We start from the raw sequence: 18,221 nt of genomic DNA on the forward strand, positions 1-18,221 counted from the left end.
GAACCGTCTACCCCTCCAAGGCTAGCCCGATGATCCGGTCCAGCGCCCTCGGGAATTCGACGAGATCATCAAGCACCAGGTACGCCCCGGCCTCGGTCAGTTCGTCGGCCGAGCACGGGCCGGTCGCCACTGCCACGCCCGGGATTCCCGCGGCTCGCGCGGCGGCCATGTCGGCCACGTGGTCGCCCACGTAGAGCGTCGCGCCGTGCTCGCGCAACGCGACCGCCTTCTGCTCGGCGAACACGTCCCCGGCCAGCTCGTCCACCGGTAGCCCGAGGTGGTCCAGGTGCAGCTTCGCCAGCCGGCCCATCTTCGCGGTCACCACCATCGTCCGCCCGCCGCGCGCCTGCACCGCGCGCAGCGCGGCCTCCGCACCCGGCATCGGCACGGTCGGCGTGATCGCGTACGCCGGATACAGCTCCCGGTAGAGCGTCACCGCCTCCTCGACGCGCTCCGGCGGGAACCAGTGCGCCAGCTCGGTACGCAGCGGCGGGCCCAGCCGGGAGACGGCCAGTTCCCCGTCCACGTGCACGCCCGTGCGCGCGGTGAGCGCCCGGAACGCGGCGGCGATCCCGGGCCGGGAGTCGACCAGGGTCATGTCGAGGTCGAAGCCGACCATCAGCGGAGACATGCCGAGAACCTACCCAGCGGGCTAGCGTGGTACGACGATGACCACCTCACTCGCCGACCACCTGCGGGCCCTCCCCGACGAGTCGCTTGCCGCCCTGCTCCAGCTGCGGCCGGACCTCGTCGTGCCGGTGCCGGCCGACGTGTCCGCCCTCGCCCTGCGCGCCCAGTCCCGGGTCTCCGTGGCCCGGGCGCTCGACGGGCTGGACCAGTTCACCCTCCAGATCCTCGACGCCGCCCGGCTCACCCGCGGTCCCGAGGGCGCCACCTCCACCGACCAGATCCTCGCCATGGCCACCGCCGGGCCGCAGCCGCCCGCCCCGACAGCGGTCCGCGCCGCCGTCGACCGGCTCCGGGCCCGGTTCCTGCTGTACGGCCCCGAGCACGACCTGTGCGTGGCCGGCGGCATCGACGAGGTGTCCCCGTACCCGGCGGGGCTGGGCCGGCCGGCGGCGGAGCTGGACCCGCGCGCGGCGGCGCTCTGCGCGGACCCGGCGAGACTGCGGCGGACGCTGCTGTCCGCGCCGCCCTCGGCCCGCGCGGTCCTGGACCGGCTCGCCGCCGGGCCGCCGGTCGGGACCGTGGCCCCCGGCGCGCTGGAGGCCCCCGCCACCGGCGCCGAGGACGTGCTCCCGCCCGACCTGGTGAACGGCGGCGCGCCGACCGGCTCGCCGATCCGCTGGCTGGTCGAGCACCGGCTCCTGGTCCGGATGTCCGGCGGCCGCAACGGCACCGTCGAGCTGCCCCGCGAGGTGGGGCTGGTGCTGCGCCGCGACGCCGGTCCGCTCGGCCCGCTGCGCACCAGCCCGCCGGTGGTGTCCGGCCCGCCGCGCGAGGTGAAGTCCGTCGACTCGGCCGGCGCCGGGCAGACCATGGAGGTGGTCCGGCACACCGAGGCGATGCTGGAGGCGCTGACCGCCGAACCGGCACCGGTCCTGCGCTCCGGCGGCGTCGGCGTACGGGACCTGCGGCGGCTCGCCCGTGGCCTCGGGCTGGACGAGCCGACCACCGCGCTGCTGTTCGAGGTGGCGTACGCGGCCGGACTGACCGGCGAGATGGAGCTGACCGGCGCGGCCACCACCCGGTACGGCGGCGACCAGCAGATCCTGCCCACCGGCGGATACGAGGTGTGGCGCGCGGTGTCGCTGGCCCAGCGCTGGGAGCAGCTCGCCCGCGCCTGGATGTCGATGCCCCGCCAGGCCGGCCTGATCGGGCAGCGCGACGACCGGGACCGGCCCATCTCGGTGCTCTCCGCCGAGGCGGAACGAGCAGGGGCGCCGGCCGCCCGGCGTGCGGTGCTCGCCGTGCTGGCCGACCTGCCACCCGGCACCGCCCCGACCACCGACGAGGTGCTGGAACTGCTGGACTGGCGCGCGCCGCGGCGGGCCCGGGGGCGGGAGACGGCGCACCGGGAGGTGCTCGCCGAGGCCGCCACGCTGGGCGTGACCGGGCTCAATGCGCTCACCTCGTACGGGCGGCTGCTGCTCGCCGAGCTGACCGAGGCCGACGAGCGCGGTGACGACCCGCTCGGGCTGCGCTCCGACGCCGAGTCGGGCGACGCGTCGACGACAGTACGGGCGCTGGACGGGCTGCTGCCCGCCCCGGTCGACCACGTGCTGGTGCAGGCCGACCTGACAGTGGTGGTGCCCGGCCCGCCCGACCCGGCGCTCGCCGCCGAACTGGACGTGGTGGCCGAGCACGAGTCGGCGGGCGGAGCCAGCGTGCACCGGGTCACCACGGCGAGCATCAGGCGGGCGCTCGACGCCGGCTACACCGCCGACGACCTGCACGCGCTGTTCCGCCGCCGCTCGCGTACCCCGGTGCCGCAGGGCCTGACCTATCTGGTCGACGACGCGGCCCGCAAGCACGGCGGGCTGCGCGTCGGGTCGGCCGGCGCGTACGTGCGCAGCGACGACGAGACGCTGCTCAGCGAGGTGCAGGCGGACCGGCGACTGGAGCCGCTGGCGTTCCGCCGGCTCGCGCCCACGGTGCTGGTCACCCCGTACCAGGTCAACCGGATGCTCACCGCGCTGCGCGACGCCGGGTACGCCCCGGTGCCGGAGGACGCCAGCGGAGCGACTGTGCTGGCGCGGCCGAAGACCCGGCGGGCGCCGGCGCGTACCGCGATCGGCCGTGCGGTCGACCCGCTCGCCACGCCGAAGCTGCCGATGCCCCGCCTGCTCGGCGTGGTGGAGCAGATCCGCCGGGGCGAGGCGGCGGCCCGGGCGGCGCGGCGGGCCCCGGCGGTGGTCCGCGGCGCCCCGGCGGCCGGCGGTCCCGCGCCCGTGTCCGGGCACGGCGACGCGCTGGCGGTGCTCCAGCAGGCGGTACGGGACAAGGCGCTGGTCTGGGTCGGCTACGTCGACGCGCACGGGGCGACCGCGTCCCGGCTGGTCCGGCCGGTGTCGATCGGCGCCGGCTACCTGCGCGCCGAGGACGACCGGACGGAGATGCTGCACACGTTCGCGCTGCACCGGATCACTGCGGCGGTGCTGGAGGAGTGAGCTACTCCCCGTTGCGGCGCAGCGTGCCGATCACCGACACGGCCAGCAGCAACGCGAACGCGGCACCGGCCGACTCGCCCACCGAGTCGACGAAGCCCTGCTGCTGCACCAGCAGCCCGAACAGGAACCAGCCGAACACCCCCGCCGCGGCGGCCGCGTAGGCGAGCACGACCGCCGTGGGCACCTCCTGCTGCCGCGTCCGTTCGTCCTCGGGAAGCACGTCCTGGTCAACGGTCATGGCAGTCCCTCCCCGTCCCGGCATGGACCCGGCTTCCAGGGTTACACCAACCGGACCGCGCGGACAGGGGTTAAAACCCTGATCCGGGCGGTCCGGTCACGGGTGGGACGGGTTCCGGGGCTCAGGTGCCGGGGCGGCGGCCGATCACGACCACGCGGGTGCCGACCGAGCCCAGCTCCCACAGGCGTACCGCGTCACGGTGCAGCAGGTTGACGCAGCCGTGCGAGCCGATCGCGCCGTTGTGCAGGTAGGTGGTGGTCTCGTGGAAGCCGATCCCGCCGTTGAACTGCTGCCAGTACGGCAGCCACACCTCGTACGGGTTGGACCACTCGCGCGGGTTCTTCCGGCCCACCGAGTACGTGCCGGCCGGGGTGGCGTAGCCGGACATGCCGGTGCGGGTGACTGTCGGGCCCATCACCACAGTGCCGCCGCGCATCGCCCAGACCGTCTGCCGGGTCAGGTCGACGCAGAAGGTGAGCCGGGAACCGGCCCTGCACCGCGCGGTGTCGGTGGCGGCGAGCCGCTTCGCCACGTCGTACGTGGTGGGGCCGGCGCGACCGGAGGACGGGCTGATCCCGTACCGGATCTGGAACTTCTTGATCGCCGCGCAGTCGGCGGCGGACTGCTCGCCGTCCACGGTCAGCGTCCCGAAGCCGCCCAGCCTGGTCAGGTACGTCTCCACGGCCTGCTGGTGCTCCCCCTGCGGGCACCCGGCGGACGCGCTCGGCTTCGGCTTGGGCTTCGTCGTCTTCGTCGCCTCCGGCGACCGGGAGGGTTTCGGCGAGGCCGTCCGGCTCGGCTGCGCCGACGGGGACGTGACCGGCTGATCCGGCGTGGGCGACGCGCTCGCCCCCGATGCTCCCTCCGTCAGCCCGACCGGGCCGGGGGTGCTCCCCCCGGCGCCTTCCGCCTGCGGATCGAGCGCACAGGCGCCGACACCGACCAGCACGACCACCGCCAGGGCGGTGACCCGGGCGAGAAACCGGACACGCTGCATGGGCCCTCCCTGGACAGTTGTCCCGCTTGCTAGACGTGTGGGACGAGTATGACGTTGCCTGTCCAGCGAGACTTTTTTGCGGCGCCCTCCGGCGTGCAACACTGGATGGTCGGCCTGCGGCAGGTCAGCCGGGGTGCGGACGGGATGCCGGGCGACCGGGTTCCGGGCGACGAGTTTCCGGGCAGCGGGTTCCGGGCGATGCGAGAGGACGCTGGCGTGAGCGGTGGACCACTGATCGTGCAGTCGGACAAGACGCTGCTGCTGGAGGTGGATCACCCCGACGCGCAGGCGTGCCGGATGGCGATCGCGCCGTTCGCCGAGCTGGAACGTTCCCCCGAGCACGTGCACACCTACCGGCTCACGCCGCTTGGCCTGTGGAACGCCCGGGCCGCCGGCCACGACGCCGAGGGCGTGGTCGACTCGCTGATCAAGTATTCGCGCTACCCGGTGCCGCACGGACTGCTCGTCGACGTGGCCGAGACGATGGACCGGTACGGCCGGCTCCAGCTCGCCAACGACCCGGTGCACGGCCTGGTGCTGCGCGCGCTCGACCGGGTGGTGCTGATCGAGGTCGCCAAGAGCAAGAAGCTCGCCGGCATGCTCGGCGCGAAGCTCGACGACGACACCGTCGCGGTGCACCCGTCCGAGCGGGGGCGGCTCAAGCAGGCGCTGCTCAAGCTGGGCTGGCCGGCCGAGGACCTGGCCGGGTACGTGGACGGCGAGGCGCACCCGATCGAGCTGGCCGAGTCCGGCTCCGACGGCGGCAAGCCGTGGACGCTGCGGTCGTACCAGCGCGAGGCGGTCGAGGCGTTCTGGGCCGGCGGGTCCGGCGTGGTGGTGCTGCCCTGCGGCGCCGGCAAGACGCTCGTCGGCGCGGCGGCGATGGCCGAGGCGAAGGCGACCACGCTGATCCTGGTCACCAACACGGTGGCGGGACGGCAGTGGAAGCGGGAGCTGATCGCCCGCACGTCGCTGACCGAGGAGGAGATCGGCGAGTACTCGGGCGAGCGCAAGGAGATCCGCCCGGTCACCATCGCCACGTACCAGGTGCTCACCTCACGGCGCGGCGGCGCGTTCACCCACCTGGACCTGTTCGGCGCCCGCGACTGGGGCCTGGTCGTCTACGACGAGGTGCACCTGCTGCCCGCGCCGATCTTCCGCTTCACGGCGGACCTCCAGGCCCGTCGCCGGCTCGGCCTCACCGCGACTCTGGTACGCGAGGACGGCCGCGAGGGCGACGTGTTCAGCCTTATCGGCCCGAAGCGGTACGACGCGCCGTGGAAGGACATCGAGCAGCAGGGCTGGATCGCCCCGGCGGAGTGCACCGAGGTACGGGTGACGCTCACCGACGCCGAGCGGCTGGCGTACGCGACGGCGGAGGCCGAGGAGCGCTACCGGATGGCGGCGACCGCCCGCACGAAGCTGCCCGTGGTGCGGGCCCTGGTGGACCGGCACCCGTCCGAGCAGGTCCTCGTCATCGGTGGGTTCCTCGACCAGCTGCACCAGCTCGGCGAATACCTGGACGCGCCGATCGTGCAGGGCTCCACCACGAACAAGGAGCGCGAGCGGCTGTTCGACGCGTTCCGCTCCGGCGAGATCCGCACCCTGGTCATCTCCAAGGTCGGGAACTTCTCCATCGACCTGCCGGAGGCGGCGGTGGCGATCCAGGTGTCCGGCACGTTCGGCTCCCGGCAGGAGGAGGCGCAACGGCTCGGCCGGGTGCTGCGCCCGAAGGCCGACGGCCGGCAGGCGCACTTCTACACGGTGGTCTCCCGGGACACCATCGACACCGAGTACGCCGCGCACCGGCAGCGGTTCCTGGCCGAGCAGGGGTACGCGTACACCATCGTGGACGCCGACGACGTGCTCGGACCGTCGCTGCCCACAGTCGACTGAGCGACCGGTGGGCCGCCCCTTCCGGGCGGCCCACCGTCACGACCGGGTCAGGAGTAGTTGACCAGGAAGTAGTAGCTCGTCGTGTCGGTCCACACCCCGTCGGCGGTCCGGCCGCGCACCCGCATGGTGTACGAGCCGGCCGAGGTCGGGGTGAAGGTCGCCGTGGCGACTCCGGCGGCGTTCGCGGCCACTGTCACCGGCTGCCCGTCGTCGACCGTGTACTCGAACTCGGTCACACCCGGGCTGCCCTGCGTGAAGGTGAACTCACCGGCCACCCCCACACCGCCGGACCACTGACCGGCCGGGTAGGTGCCCGACGCGACGAGCGGCGCCGTGCCGACCAGGAACGGGTAGTCGGTCTGCGGCGTCTGGTCGCCCGAGGCGGTACGGCCCCGCACCGAGATGAGGTTCGCGCCGTTGCGGTCCATCGTCACAGTGATGTCCGTGACAAACGCATCAGGCTTCTTCGGCACGCTCTGCCAGGCGCCGCCGTTGAGCTGGTACTCGAAGGTCGTCACCTCGCTGATCTCGGTGTACACCCCGAACGTGCCGACCGACCCGACCCCGCCACGCGGGCTGTACTCGTCGTACGCGCTGCTGACGTTGACCCGCGGCTCACGGACCCGGAAGTAGTACCGGCGCTCCGGGCTGACCGTGCCGTCGGCCGTCCGGCTGGTGACCGTCAGCAGCGTGTAGCCGGAGTGCGTCGGCGTGATCTCGATGGTCGCCCGGCCGTCCGCGCCGGCGGCAACCACCTGCTCCTCGCCGCTGTACTCCAGGACGTAGCGGTACTCCGTCACGCCGGGACGGCCGGGGTTGAAGGTGAACCGGCCGGTCTGGCCGGGCTGACCCGCCGAGTCGTTCTCCGGGTAGTCGCTCGACGTCACCACAGGCGCGTCGCTGACCTCGAAGGTGTACGTCCGCGTCGGCGAGAAGGAGCCGTCCAGGAACCGGGTACGCACCGTCAGCGTGTTGCTGCCGGAGCGGTCCGGCGTGAGCATCACCCGGGTCCAGCTGGAATCCGTGTCCACGACCTGCTCGGGCCCGTCGTTGAGGCGGTAGACGTAGGCGTCGACGTCGGGCATCACGGTGTCGAACTGGAACTCACCCGGCATGCCGACACCGCCCCAGGCGCCGTACTCGTAGTAGGTGCTGGAGTAGACGGACGGCTTGGTGTCGATGACGTTGAACTGGTGCTCCTGCGTCTCCGAGACCGTGCCGTCGGCGCTGACGCTCCGCACGGTCAGCGCGTACCAGCCCGGCTCGGTGGGCGTCCAGTGCAGCACCGCGGTGCCGTCCGCGGCCGCGTCGACGCGCAGCAGATTGCCGTCACCGAACGAGTACTCGTACGCCACGACAGCGGTCCGGCCGGGCCGGAACGTGAAGCTGCCGGGACGGTCCACCACGCCGTCGTGCTCGGGGAAGGAGAAGTCGGCCGACTCCACGGTCGGCAGGTCGCGGACCGACACGTTCTCGGTGTACCCGCCGACGAACTCGCTGCCGACGTAGCTGCGTACCTCGACCTTGACGAGGCCCGCCTCGGCGAACGTCACCGGGATCTCGGTCGGGCCGTCGGGGTTCACCGGCACCCTGGTCTCACCGCCGGCACCGATCCGGTAGCCGAACTCGGTGACCCCCTCCACATTCGTCGACACGGCCAGCTTGCTGGGCAGCCCGATGCCGGCCATCGTCACCTGCACCTCCGGCGCGGTCGACTTCACCCAGAACTCGTAGCGGACCGTCTCGGACGAGTTCGACGCGCTGTCCACACTGCGCACGCTCAGCGAGTCGGAGAACGAGGTCGGGGTGTATTCGAGGGTCACGTCCGCACCGGGCGCGGGCGCGGGGATGTAGTTGTACGCGTCGCCGAAGCGCCCCCAGTAGTAGCCGACCACGTCCGGCGAGCCGTTGGCCTTGAACGTGAACGTCCCCGGCACTCCCGCCCCGCCGTGCGGCAGGCCGTCGTTCGGGTACTTCTCCGAGGTCACCACGGGGGCGGCGGGTCGCTGCGCGTCCACCTTGACGTAGCACGGCTCGGCCCACGGCGAGAAGTCGTGATCGTCGTAGGCGCGGGCGGTCCAGGCCACCACGGTCCCGTGCGGGTACTGCGACATGTCCCAGTCGAGCTTCGAGAGGGCGCCGCCGTAGCTGTAGCCGAACTGCTCGGCGCGCTGGTCCTCGTGGCCGACCGGCCATGCCGCGAACTGCCCCCGGTAGTTGGCGTCGTTGCTGTCCGCGTCCGCGCCCTTGACCATCAGGCCGTGGTTGCGCGGCCCCACCGGCTGCGGCTCGGTCTTGGTCCCGCAGGCCCAGGCCGGGAAGTCGATCCCGATCTGCCCGACCGTCGGCGCGTGGTTCGCCTCGCTGTTGATCACCGGGAACGGGCGGAGCTTGCGGCCGTGGGAGAGCTTGCCCTCGGAGCCGTGCGGCACCCGGATCTCGACGGTGAGCGTCTGCTTGCCCTGATCCGCGAGCTTCTGGAGGGCGGGCATGATGTCCCACGCCAGATAGCCGGGGCAGGCCGCCTCCCCGCCGGCCTGCACCGTGCCGAGCAGCTCACGACGACGCGGGCTCGACGCCCAGCTCGTGGTCGCGGTGATCGGGTCGGTACGCCACAGCTCGACCGGCTGGGCGGTCGCGCAGTCCGCCGCGGAGCGCTCCGCGACGACCAGGTCCGCCTTGTGGACGACGGTCCCGCGGAAACGCGAGATGTCGAAGGTGAAGTAGGACCGGGACTTGTGCTTCGTGCCGGTCGCGTCCGTCCAGGCGCCGACCGGCGCGTCCCCGTCCGTGTTGACGAACGACTTCCTCGGCTGTTGCGAATCCGTGTAGGCCCAGCCGGACTTGCCGGTGGTCCGGTGCTCGTAGGCCTGCGCCGGAGCGGTGTCGACACTGATCAGGCCGGCACCGAGCACAATGCCCAGTGACGCGGCGAGCATTCTTCGTGCGCGCACGACGATGCCCCTCCCCCCGTTGGACAACGGCGTGCATCGCCGTCGAGTCGCATGAGGGTATCGAGAAGGGACGACATCTGAGTACGCCGATTCGGGTGGGCTCCGGTCGACCGGGCGGACCGCGTCGTCACGGCCCGCCCGGTCTCGCGGTCAGCCTCGTCCGCCGGCGCGGAACGCGACCCAGGCGTCGCTCATCCGGTCGGCCTGGCCCGGGGTGAACATGTTCATGCAGGAATCCTGCGTGTAGTCCATGAAGTTGTGGATCGGGTCGAGGCCCGGCGCGGTGCAGGTGTCCGCCCCGATCGGGCAGTTGAACTGCGGCGCCGCCTCACGCGGGGTGTCGGCCACGAAGTCGCCGGACGCGGAGCAGCCGTGCGCGAACGTGTGCTCCAGCATCAGCCAGTGCCCGACCTCGTGCGTGAGCGTGTCACCGAGCGCGTACTTGCCGGCCGTGCCGCCCGGCATCGACTCGTCGAGCATCACCACGCCGTCGATGTAGTCGCGGCCGTTGTTGTAGCCCTTCGGGAAGTACGCCCAGCCGAGCAGCCCGTCACCGATGTTCGCCGCGTAGACGTTCAGCGTGCGGGAGTCGCCGGTGTAGAGCGCCTTCTTCATGTCCCGCTCGCTCTTGCCCGGCACCACCGTGTACCAGGAGCTGTTGACGGTCCACGTGGTGTCCACGAGCGAGAAGCGGAACGGCGTGTCCGACGCGTCGGCCGCGGTACGACCCGCGAACGAGTCGTTCAGCACAGTCATCTGCGCCAAGATGAGCGTGTTCCAACGGGCCTTCTCGGCCGCGCTCAGCTCGTGGTCCGAGATCATGTGGAAGATCGTCGGCACTGTGACGCTGCCGTTCGCCAGGCGCGGCGAGTCCTTGATGACGCCGTACGCCTTGGCCTCGTTCGTCGAGTAGAGCTCGGGCTCCTTGACGGTGGCGCCCTCGCGTACCCGGGCGGCGCTGTGCGTGTCGGCGCCCGGGTCGCACTCGGCGACCGCGGGAGAGGCGGCCACGGGTGCGGTCGTGGCGGAGGCTCCTCCGGCGGTCAGGAAGGTGGCGGCGGCAGCGACGAGCACTGCCAAGTGGATCGTCGGTTTCCTGTGCATCGTTGCACCTTTCGAGAGGCATGAAAGGAGTACCGACGCGGGGTTGTCAAAGCTGCGGATCGATGACGTCGTCGTTCCGCCATGAGACCACGTCACCGGGCGTCCGCAACAGCCCCCGGCGGCTCGGTCGATGTCACGGCGCCGGCGATGGCGCGCGCCACGCACTCGTAGTCACGCACCAGCGGCCCGACCAGCTTGGGGTCCGGCTCGAACGCGGCGACCAGTCCGCGTACCAGATCTCTGAGCCGGTCGTCCGGGCCGAGCCGCCGCCCCCGGTGCCGGCGGGCGACGCTGCGCCACCGGCGCAGACCGACGTCGGCGAGCCGTTCGTGGAGTTCGGGCGCGGGCACCGGGCAGCCGTTCGCCCACAGGTCGGCGAGGGCCCGCAGAACCGCCTCCCGCGTCGGGTCAGCCATGCAGATAGCGGGCGCGGCGGCCGAAGTCGCGGAAGCCGAGCCGCCGGTACAGCCCGGCGGCCGGGTTGTCGTCGTTGACGCAGAGCCACGCGGCGTCCGCGCCCGCGTCGGCGAGGCCGCGCAGCACGCGCGCCACCAGGTACGCGCCGACCCGCCGCCCGCGCCACCCGGGCACCACGCCGACCTGGTCGATCCAGTTGTCGAGCACGGTGACGAAGCCGGCCGGCGCACCGTCCGGGCCGCGTGCGAGCAGCGTCAGCTCCGGGCGGAAGTCCTCGTCGTCACGCAGGTCGCCCAGCCACTCGGCGGCCTCCGGCTCGACGAATCCGGGCCGGTCGGCGAACGACGCGCGGTAGGTGGCGAACAACTCCGGTCCCAGCGTCGCAGGCTCCACAGTCACGCCGTCCGGCGCGGCGACCTCGGGCAGCGCGTCGAGGTCGTGCCGCAGCACCCACTCCAGGAACGTCCGCGTGTAGCCACGCGCCGCGAACAACTCCTCCGCGCCAGCGGTCCACGTCTCCGTGGTGACCAGCAGGCCCGCATCGCCCGCCTGCTTCTCCGCCCGGTCCAGCAGCGCGCCGCCGAGCCCGCGCCCGCGCCACGCCGGGTGCACGAGGCCGGTGGCGGTGGCGGGCGTCCGTCCGGTGCCGACCCCGACGGCCGCGACCAGGTCGTCGCCGGACCAGACGCCGTGGGTACGCGTCTGGAGCAGCCGCACCCGCACCAACGGGGTACGCCCGAACAGCGGCAACCCGCCGTCAGTGGCGAGGCACGCCTGCGCCAGGCCGGTCAACGCGGGCAGGTCGTCCTCGCCGAACTCCCGCCAGACCAACGCATCCGTCCCGTCCACGCCCGCTCCCGCCACCCCGCCCGACCCCCACGGTCCAGCACCCCGACGCAGTAGGCCCCACCCCTCCCCCCGAGGTCAACCACTTTCCCCACCCACCCCGACCCTCCGGGCCACCCACCTTGAGACAGACGCCCCACGGACCGGGATCGGCCGAGATCTCGGAAGCACCCTCCGCGATCTTGGAGTTGTGGCACCTCACGAATACCGCTAATCCGACCATCTGGGCGCCACAGCTCCAAGATCGACGGAAGCCGCCCCCACCACCCCGTTGATCATGCAGTTGCTGCCCTGACAAAAGTCGCAACCCGGGCATCAGGAGGGCCGAAACCGCAAGATCGACGAGAGCGAGGGCGGTAGGCGCGGCGCGGGCGGGGAGGGCGGGGAGGGCGGGGCTAGGGGGTGGGGGTGGCGTGGATCAGGACCGTGGCGCCTGCCGACAGGGGGGCCAGCAGCCACTTCAGGGGCTGCTCGTCCTCGGTCGGGTCGATCACGAGGCGATCACCTTGGTGCAGGTTCATCTGGGTGGCGATCTCGGCGGCCAGACGCCGCCACGCGCCGAAGCTGGTGCCGTCCGGCGTGGCCGGGTCGGACGGGTCGACGGCGGTGTAGTCCGGCGGGTCGGTCGGGTGCCGCAGCACCTCGGCCGACCAGTCCAGCCAGCCCGGCGGCACCTCGTCGAGCGGGCCCGGCCCGGTGCCCACCAGGTAGCGGTGCGTCCCCTCGGGCACGTCCTCCAGCCAGTCGTCGAGGCGTTCCGGGGTCACGAACACCGCGTCGTAGGGCCGGTCCGCGCCGGGTTCGAGCACCGGCAGCCCGGCCAGCGCGCGGGGACGGAACGACACGGTCAGCCCGATCGACCAGGCACCGATCAGCACCGCCGCGGTACGCCAGTGCGGCGGCAGCAGCACCGCCACCCGGTCACCGGGGCGCAGCCCGCACCCGTCGCGCAGCAGCCCGGCACTACGGGCCGCCCACCGGCCCAACTGCGGCCCGGTCAGCTCGGTTCGCTCGCCGGTGGCGTCGTTGCAGTAGGTCAGCAGTGGCTCGTCGGTCGCGACGGCGGCGGGTGCGCGGGTGGCCATCGGATGTACTCCTCCCTGGCGGTCAGCTCACCCTAGCCGGGCGAACCGGTCGACCAGGAGGGCCAACCGCCGCTCGTGTTCGTCCCGCCGCAGACGGCCGCCGCGCATCAGCGTGACCTGGCCGTGCAGCGCGCTCCAGAACGTCTCGGTGAACGTCTCCAGGTCGTCGTCGCCGGTGAACGGGCGCAGCGTCTCGGCCAGTTCGGCGAAGGCCCGGACCAGCTCGACGGGTGTGTCCTGGCTGGCGAAGGAGAGGGCGACGGGGAGGGTGAAGATCGCGTCGTAGAGCGCGGGCCGGCGTTCGGCGAACGCGGCGTACGCCGTGGCGATGGCGGCCACCGCGGCCCGCGGGTCGGTGGCGGCGGCCCGGGCGGCGGCGAGTTCGACTGCCAGTTCGGCGCAGCCCTCCAGAGCGACGGCCGCCATGATGGCGTCCTTGCCCTTGAAGTGGCTGTAGAGGACGGGCTGGCTGTACTCGATCTCGGCGGCGAGGCGGCGGGTGGTGACCGCGTCCCAGCCCTCCGACTCGGCGAGGTCCCGGGCGGCGGTGATGATCGCCCGTTCGCGGTCCGCCCGCTCCCGCTCCCGGCGCGCCTGAATCGACATGACCGGCACTCTAGCACCGCTAGCCAATCTATCGGCGCTCTGCTAGCTTCGCTCTCATCCCTAGCAGCGCTAGAATCTTGGAGTCGGCATGCTCACCCTCGTCGCCTACGGGCTCGCCATCGTCCTCAGCCTCTTCATCGTCCTGATCGGCGCGCGCTTCCTCCTCGTTCCCCGAGCCGCCGCCGCCGGCTACGGCGTCCCCGCCGCGGAGGGCACGGGAGATCCCGCGTACCTCACGATCAAAGGGCTGCGTGACCTCACCTACGGCCTGGTCGGCCTCGCCTTGATCGCCTTCACCAGCGCCGACGCCGTCGCCTGGTTCATGCTCGTGGTCGCACTCGCCCCGCTGGGCGACACCCTCATCGTGCTGCGGCACGGCGGCTCCCGGGCGACCGCCTTCGGCATCCACTTCGCCACCGCCGTGGTCGTCCTCCTCGACGCCGCGCTGCTGTTCGCGCTCTAGCCGGGCCCACCGGTCCGCGACCGTCGACTTTGGTCGCGGGCCCGGTCGTCCGACGGCCGTATCGGGGGGCCGGGTGGCTGCGGGACCGTGCGGGCATGACGACCGAACCCCCGCGCCGGCGGCTGGTGCCGGCGATCGCGCTGCTGCTGCTCGCCCCGTGGACCGCCGAGTGCTCCTGGGGCGGCTTCACCCTCACCGGCATGCCGTTCGTGGTGCTGGTGCTCGCCCCGATGTACGGCGGGGCCGCGCTGCTGATCCGCGAGACGGCCCGGCGGTTCGGGCTCGGCTGGCCGGGGATCGCGCTGCTCGCTGCCGCGTTCGGCGTGATCCAGGCCGGCTTGGTCGACCAGTCGTTGTTCAATCCGGGGTTCCTGGACGACACCGAGTTCGCCGACACCCGGGCCGCGGCGGAGGCCACGCTGGTGCCCGGTCTCGGGTTCAGCGCGAGGCAGGCAGTCGACTACGTGGGCAACCATGTGGTGCTGACCGTCTGCGCGCCGATCGCGCTCGTCGAGTCGTACCTCGGCGCGGGCCGGCGGGCGCGGCCCTGGCTGGGCCGACCGGGGCTGACCGCGGCGGCGCTGCTCTGGCTCGGCGGCAGCCTGCTGGTGTTCGCCGACGACGGTGGCCGCAAGAACTTCCTGGCCTCGCCGGTCCAGTTGGCGGTCGCCACCGGCGTGGCACTGGCCCTCATCACCGCCGCCCTGCTCCGCCACCGGCACGCCGGGCCACCGCCCGACGCGCCTGCGCCCGCCGGGCCGACGCCCGCAGGCCGACCGCAAACCGAAGCCGGCCCGCCCCGGCCGCTCCGGCCCGCGCTGGTCGTGGCGGCGGCGTACGTGGGTTCCACGATCGCCCCGGGATGGCCGGGAGTGGTGCTCGCCCTCGCACTCGCCGGGATCGCCGCCGCCCTGCTGACGCGCTGGTCCCGGCGACCCGGCTGGGGGCAGCGGCACGTGCTCGCCACCGGTTCGGCAGGCCTGGTCGTCGCCGCGGCGCTCGCGTACGCCGTGCCGACCTATGCCCCGGCGAGCCCGGCGGCGGCGCTGGTGGGTGACGTGGCGATCAGCGTGATCGTGCTGCTGCTGGTGGGCGGCGCGTGGTGGCGGGTCACGGCAGTTCGGGACCGCCGTCGAGCAGCGGCGCCAGCAGGTCGCCCTGCTTCTCCACCCGCTTGAGCACCTCACCAGCGGTGTACGGCCGCGTCGACGGCCGCTTCCCCGCCGCCCCGGCCTCCACCTCGTCCCAGGTCAGCGGCGTGGACACCGAGGGCACCGACTGGGCCCGCAGCGAGTACGGCGCCACAGTCGTCTTCGCCGCGTTGTTCTGACTCCAGTCGATGAAGATCTTGCCGGGGCGCAGGTTCTTCGCCATCTTCGACACGACCAGCTTCGGGTGTGCCTGCTCCAGCTCCTGCGCGATGCGCTTGGCGTAGTCGGAGACGACCTCGGCGTCCTGCGTACCGGCGATCGGGCAGCAGAGCTGCATGCCCTTCTTCCCCGACGTCTTCGGGAACGAGGAAATCCCGTCGGAGGCCAGCCGGTCGCGCATCAGCAGCGCCACCCGGCAGCACTGCTTGAGCGCGGCCGGGGCGCCCGGGTCCAGGTCGACCACCATCATGTCCGGGTGGGCGCCGATCTTCCACTGCGGAGCGTGCAGCTCAAGCGCGGCCAGGTTGGCCAGCCACACGAGTGTGGGCAGCTCGTCGCAGACCACGTAGTCGATGGTCTCCCGCCCCTTCGTCGACCCGGGGGCGGGCAGGTTCTCGGTGCGTACCCAACCGGGGGTCGCGGCGGGTGCGTTCTTCTCGAAGAACGAGCCGCCGTCGACGCCGTTGGGGAACCGGATCCGGGTCAGCGCGCGGTCGCGCAGGTGCGGCAGCAGCACCGGGGCGATCCGGGTGTAGTAGTCGATCACCTCGCCCTTGGTGAACCCGGCCTTCGGGAACAGCACCTTGTCCAGGTTGGACAACTCCAGTGAGCGCCCCTCGACCTCGACCTTCAACCGCTCAGAGGGCATCGTCGACCTCCTCGGGCGGCTTGTCCGGGCGCAGGCGCAGGATGCGCGGGAAGCGCAGCCGGCCGTCCGGCGTGCGCTGGCCGTACTTGACCTCCACCACGATTCGGGGAGTTACCCAGATCGCGCCCCGGGCATCCTCGCGCGGCACGTCGGCGGCGAACGGCGAGTCGGTGGAGCGCAGTGGTTCCAGCTCGCGCAGCAGTTCCCGTTCGAGCGCCGCGCCGATCCCGCCGCCGACCCGCCCCCGGTAGACCAGCCGTCCGTCCGGGCCGGGCACGCCGACCAGCAGGCCACCGACGCGCCGCGCGCCGGGCCGCCAGCCGCCGACCACGAAGTCGGCGGTGACCTCCAGCTTGACCTTCACCCAGTCCGGCGAGCGCACGCCGGGCCGGTAGAGCGAGTCGACCCGCTTGGCCATCACCCCTTCCAGCCCGTGCTCGCCGGCCGCCGCGTAGGTGGCCGGGCCGTCGCCGAAGACCGGCGGCACCGCCCACCGGGCGGCGCCGAGCCCGAGCGACTCCAGCGCCGCCCGCCGCTCCCGCCACGGCCGGGCGGTCAGGTCGACGCCGTCGAGCCGCAACAGGTCGAAGATCATGTACGTGACGGGTACTGTCGCCGCCAGCCGCGCCGCCTTGGCCGGGTTGCGGACGTGCATCCGCTCGGCGAGCGCGGTGAACGAGGGCTGCCCGTCGGTGAAGAGGACGACCTCGCCGTCGAGCAGCGCGTCGCCGACCTGCTCGGCCAGGTTGAGCAGTTCCGGGTACGCGGTGGTGATCTCGACGCCGGAGCGGGCGTAGAAGTGCCTGTCGCCGCGCGAGATGTCGGCGAGCGCGCGGACGCCGTCCCATTTGAACTCGTACGACCAGGCGGCGCCGGCCGGGAGCTGCCCGGTCGTCGCGAGCATCGGCTTCAACGGCGCGCCGGGCACCTCCTGACTGTAGTTGCGCACGGAAGCGCGTGCGTCCCGTTCGATCGTTTGCGATTCTGGTTGTCAACCGGGGAGAGGAGCGCGGGAATGCGGGCGATCTGGAAAGGAGCGGTGTCGTTCGGCCTGGTGTCGATCGGGGTGAAGGTCTACTCGGCCACCGAGGAGAAGGACATCCGTTTCCACCAGGTGCACCGTGAGGACGGCGGCCGGATCCGCTACAAGCGCACCTGCTCGGTCTGCGGCGAGGAGGTCACCTACGACGACATCGCCAAGGGGTACGACATCGGCGGCGGCGAGATGGTGATCCTCACCGACGAGGACTTCGCCGACCTGCCGTTGAGCACGTCGCACGCGATCGACGTGCTGGAGTTCGTACCGGCCGAGCAGGTCGACCCGATCCTCTACAACAAGGCGTACTTCCTGGAGCCGGAGGGCTCGGCGACCAAGCCGTACGTGCTGCTGCGTGACGCGCTGTCCGACTCGGAGCGGGTGGCGATCGTCAAGGTGGCGCTGCGCCAGCGGGAGCAGTTGGCCACGCTGCGCGTCCGCGAGGGCGTGCTGCTGCTCAACACCATGCTGTGGCCGGACGAGATCCGCCGGCCCGACTTCGGTTTCCTGGACGAGGACCTGAAGGTACGCCCGCCGGAGCTGGCGATGGCCAGCTCGCTGATCGACTCGATGGCCGGGGAGTTCGAGCCGGACGCGTTCACCGACGACTACCGGGCCGCGTTGCAGGAGGTCATCGACGCGAAGGTCGAGGGCCGCGAGGTGGTGCAGCCGGAGGAGGAAGAGGCCGCTCCGGCCGCCGCCGTGGACCTGATGGCCGCGCTGAAGGCGTCGGTGGAGCGGGCCCGGGCGGCCCGGGGCGAGGCGCCGTCCGGTGGCGGCGCCGAGCCGACGCCGATCTCGTCGGCCCGCTCGGCGAAGAAGGCCGCGAAGAAGGCGCCGGCGAAGAAGACCGAGCCTGCGAAGAAGACCACTGCCAAGAAGGCGCCCGCGAAGAAGACGGCGGCGAAGAAGGCCGAACCGGCCAAGAAGACCGCCGCCAAGAAGACGCCCGCGAAGAAGAAGACCGCCTGACGCGTACGGCGATCGCCCCGCCCCCGGTGGCGGGCGGGGCTCCGCCGTTCAGCCGCGGCCGAGCTTCTCGGTGGGGGTGACGCGGACGATGACGCGCTCCTCGCCGGGGCGGCGCCAGGGGTAGGTGTCCTGGCCGAGGTACTTCTTCGCCATCCGGTCGATGTGCTCGTCGGCGCCTTCGGTGACGAACTCGACGGTGCCCTTGATCCAGAGCGTGCGGAAGTCGTCGGCCTTGTCCGCCACCGACACCGCGACCACCGGGTTGCGGGACATGTTCAGGTACTTCTGCCGGCCCTTGGCCGTGTTGAACACGATGTGCTCGCCGTCGGTGTCGACCCAGACCGGGGTGACGTGCGGGGTGCCGTCGGCCTCGATCGTCGCCACGTGCGCGAGCTGCGGCTCGCCGAGCAGGGCCAGGTCTTCTTCGCTGAGGATCGCCATGGTCGGAACGTACCCC

At 72.5% G+C, this 18,221-nt stretch carries 17 protein-coding genes; 5 read left to right on the plus strand and 12 right to left on the minus strand.

The genetic code is table 11. The annotated features are described in order from the left end of the window. Positions 1-7 precede the first annotated feature (7 nt). Positions 8-631: an HAD family hydrolase gene (locus tag BFV98_RS16845; RefSeq protein ID WP_013283704.1), complete on the minus strand. Its 624-nt coding sequence runs from the start codon at positions 629-631 to the stop codon at positions 8-10. Between the two features lie 37 nt (positions 632-668). Between BFV98_RS16845 and BFV98_RS16850 the strand changes: the two genes are divergently transcribed. Then, the gene (locus BFV98_RS16850; protein ID WP_013283703.1) at positions 669-3,131 is read left to right on the plus strand and encodes a helicase-associated domain-containing protein; all 2,463 of its coding nucleotides are present in this window, start codon (positions 669-671) and stop codon (positions 3,129-3,131) included. A 1-nt stretch (position 3,132) separates the two neighbouring features. Here BFV98_RS16850 and BFV98_RS16855 read toward each other — a convergent pair whose 3' ends face one another. Both BFV98_RS16855 and BFV98_RS16860 read right to left on the minus strand, forming a co-directional pair. Beyond that, positions 3,133-3,369, minus strand: a complete 237-nt coding sequence (locus BFV98_RS16855; RefSeq protein WP_013283702.1) for a hypothetical protein — start codon at positions 3,367-3,369, stop codon at positions 3,133-3,135. Between the two features lie 121 nt (positions 3,370-3,490). After that, positions 3,491-4,366 (minus strand): L,D-transpeptidase, encoded by an 876-nt coding sequence (locus BFV98_RS16860; RefSeq protein WP_071097018.1) that lies wholly within the window; start codon positions 4,364-4,366, stop codon positions 3,491-3,493. 216 nt (positions 4,367-4,582) lie between these two features. On the opposite strand from BFV98_RS16860, the gene BFV98_RS16865 reads away from it, so the two are divergent. Next, a complete protein-coding gene (locus BFV98_RS16865) occupies positions 4,583-6,262 on the plus strand; it encodes a DNA repair helicase XPB (RefSeq protein WP_047892553.1) in 1,680 nt (559 codons plus the stop codon). A gap of 47 nt (positions 6,263-6,309) precedes the next feature. Here the strand turns inward: BFV98_RS16865 and BFV98_RS16870 are convergent, their stop codons facing one another. The 6 genes from BFV98_RS16870 to BFV98_RS16895 form a co-directional block, all read right to left on the minus strand. Next, a complete protein-coding gene (locus tag BFV98_RS16870) occupies positions 6,310-9,216 on the minus strand; it encodes a hypothetical protein (RefSeq protein WP_013283699.1) in 2,907 nt (968 codons plus the stop codon). A gap of 150 nt (positions 9,217-9,366) precedes the next feature. After that, the gene (locus BFV98_RS16875; protein WP_071097020.1) at positions 9,367-10,320 is read right to left on the minus strand and encodes a zinc metalloprotease; all 954 of its coding nucleotides are present in this window, start codon (positions 10,318-10,320) and stop codon (positions 9,367-9,369) included. Between the two features lie 92 nt (positions 10,321-10,412). Further along, positions 10,413-10,736, minus strand: a complete 324-nt coding sequence (locus BFV98_RS16880; RefSeq protein WP_030274934.1) for a hypothetical protein — start codon at positions 10,734-10,736, stop codon at positions 10,413-10,415. Continuing rightward, complete coding sequence (locus tag BFV98_RS16885; protein ID WP_030274936.1) at positions 10,729-11,586, minus strand: GNAT family N-acetyltransferase; 858 nt, start codon at positions 11,584-11,586, stop codon at positions 10,729-10,731. Before BFV98_RS16885 ends, BFV98_RS16880 begins: the two co-directional genes overlap by 8 nt. 392 nt (positions 11,587-11,978) lie before the next feature. Further along, a complete protein-coding gene (locus tag BFV98_RS16890; protein ID WP_030274397.1) occupies positions 11,979-12,668 on the minus strand; it encodes a TIGR03089 family protein in 690 nt (229 codons plus the stop codon). 27 nt (positions 12,669-12,695) lie between these two features. Beyond that, on the minus strand, positions 12,696-13,274 hold the full coding sequence (locus BFV98_RS16895) for a TetR/AcrR family transcriptional regulator (protein WP_013283694.1): 579 nt from the start codon (positions 13,272-13,274) through the stop codon (positions 12,696-12,698). An 88-nt stretch (positions 13,275-13,362) separates the two neighbouring features. Between BFV98_RS16895 and BFV98_RS16900 the strand changes: the two genes are divergently transcribed. Then, positions 13,363-13,737 carry a DUF4267 domain-containing protein gene (locus BFV98_RS16900; RefSeq protein ID WP_013283693.1) on the plus strand — a complete coding sequence of 125 codons (375 nt, stop codon included), beginning with the start codon at positions 13,363-13,365 and terminating at the stop codon, positions 13,735-13,737. Positions 13,738-13,832: 95 nt separating this feature from the next. After that, entirely contained in the window at positions 13,833-14,915 is a 1,083-nt protein-coding gene (locus BFV98_RS16905) for a hypothetical protein (protein ID WP_030274399.1), read from the plus strand. On the opposite strand, the gene ligD (BFV98_RS16910) is transcribed toward BFV98_RS16905, so the two are convergent. After that, the gene (gene ligD / locus BFV98_RS16910; protein ID WP_071097022.1) at positions 14,848-15,756 is read right to left on the minus strand and encodes a non-homologous end-joining DNA ligase; all 909 of its coding nucleotides are present in this window, start codon (positions 15,754-15,756) and stop codon (positions 14,848-14,850) included. The two genes, BFV98_RS16905 and ligD (BFV98_RS16910), sit on opposite strands and share 68 nt — an antisense overlap. After that, positions 15,746-16,684, minus strand: a complete 939-nt coding sequence (ligD, locus tag BFV98_RS16915) for a non-homologous end-joining DNA ligase (protein ID WP_030274403.1) — start codon at positions 16,682-16,684, stop codon at positions 15,746-15,748. The genes ligD (BFV98_RS16910) and ligD (BFV98_RS16915) overlap by 11 nt, the downstream gene beginning before the upstream one ends. A gap of 87 nt (positions 16,685-16,771) precedes the next feature. Between ligD (BFV98_RS16915) and BFV98_RS16920 the strand changes: the two genes are divergently transcribed. Beyond that, a complete protein-coding gene (locus tag BFV98_RS16920) occupies positions 16,772-17,764 on the plus strand; it encodes a Ku protein (protein ID WP_013283689.1) in 993 nt (330 codons plus the stop codon). A 48-nt stretch (positions 17,765-17,812) separates the two neighbouring features. Here the strand turns inward: BFV98_RS16920 and BFV98_RS16925 are convergent, their stop codons facing one another. Beyond that, the gene (locus BFV98_RS16925) at positions 17,813-18,205 is read right to left on the minus strand and encodes a PPOX class F420-dependent oxidoreductase (protein ID WP_013283688.1); all 393 of its coding nucleotides are present in this window, start codon (positions 18,203-18,205) and stop codon (positions 17,813-17,815) included. Positions 18,206-18,221: the final 16 nt, after the last annotated feature.

The organism is Micromonospora sp. WMMB235 (assembly GCF_001855515.1).
GTDB lineage: Bacteria > Actinomycetota > Actinomycetes > Mycobacteriales > Micromonosporaceae > Micromonospora > Micromonospora aurantiaca.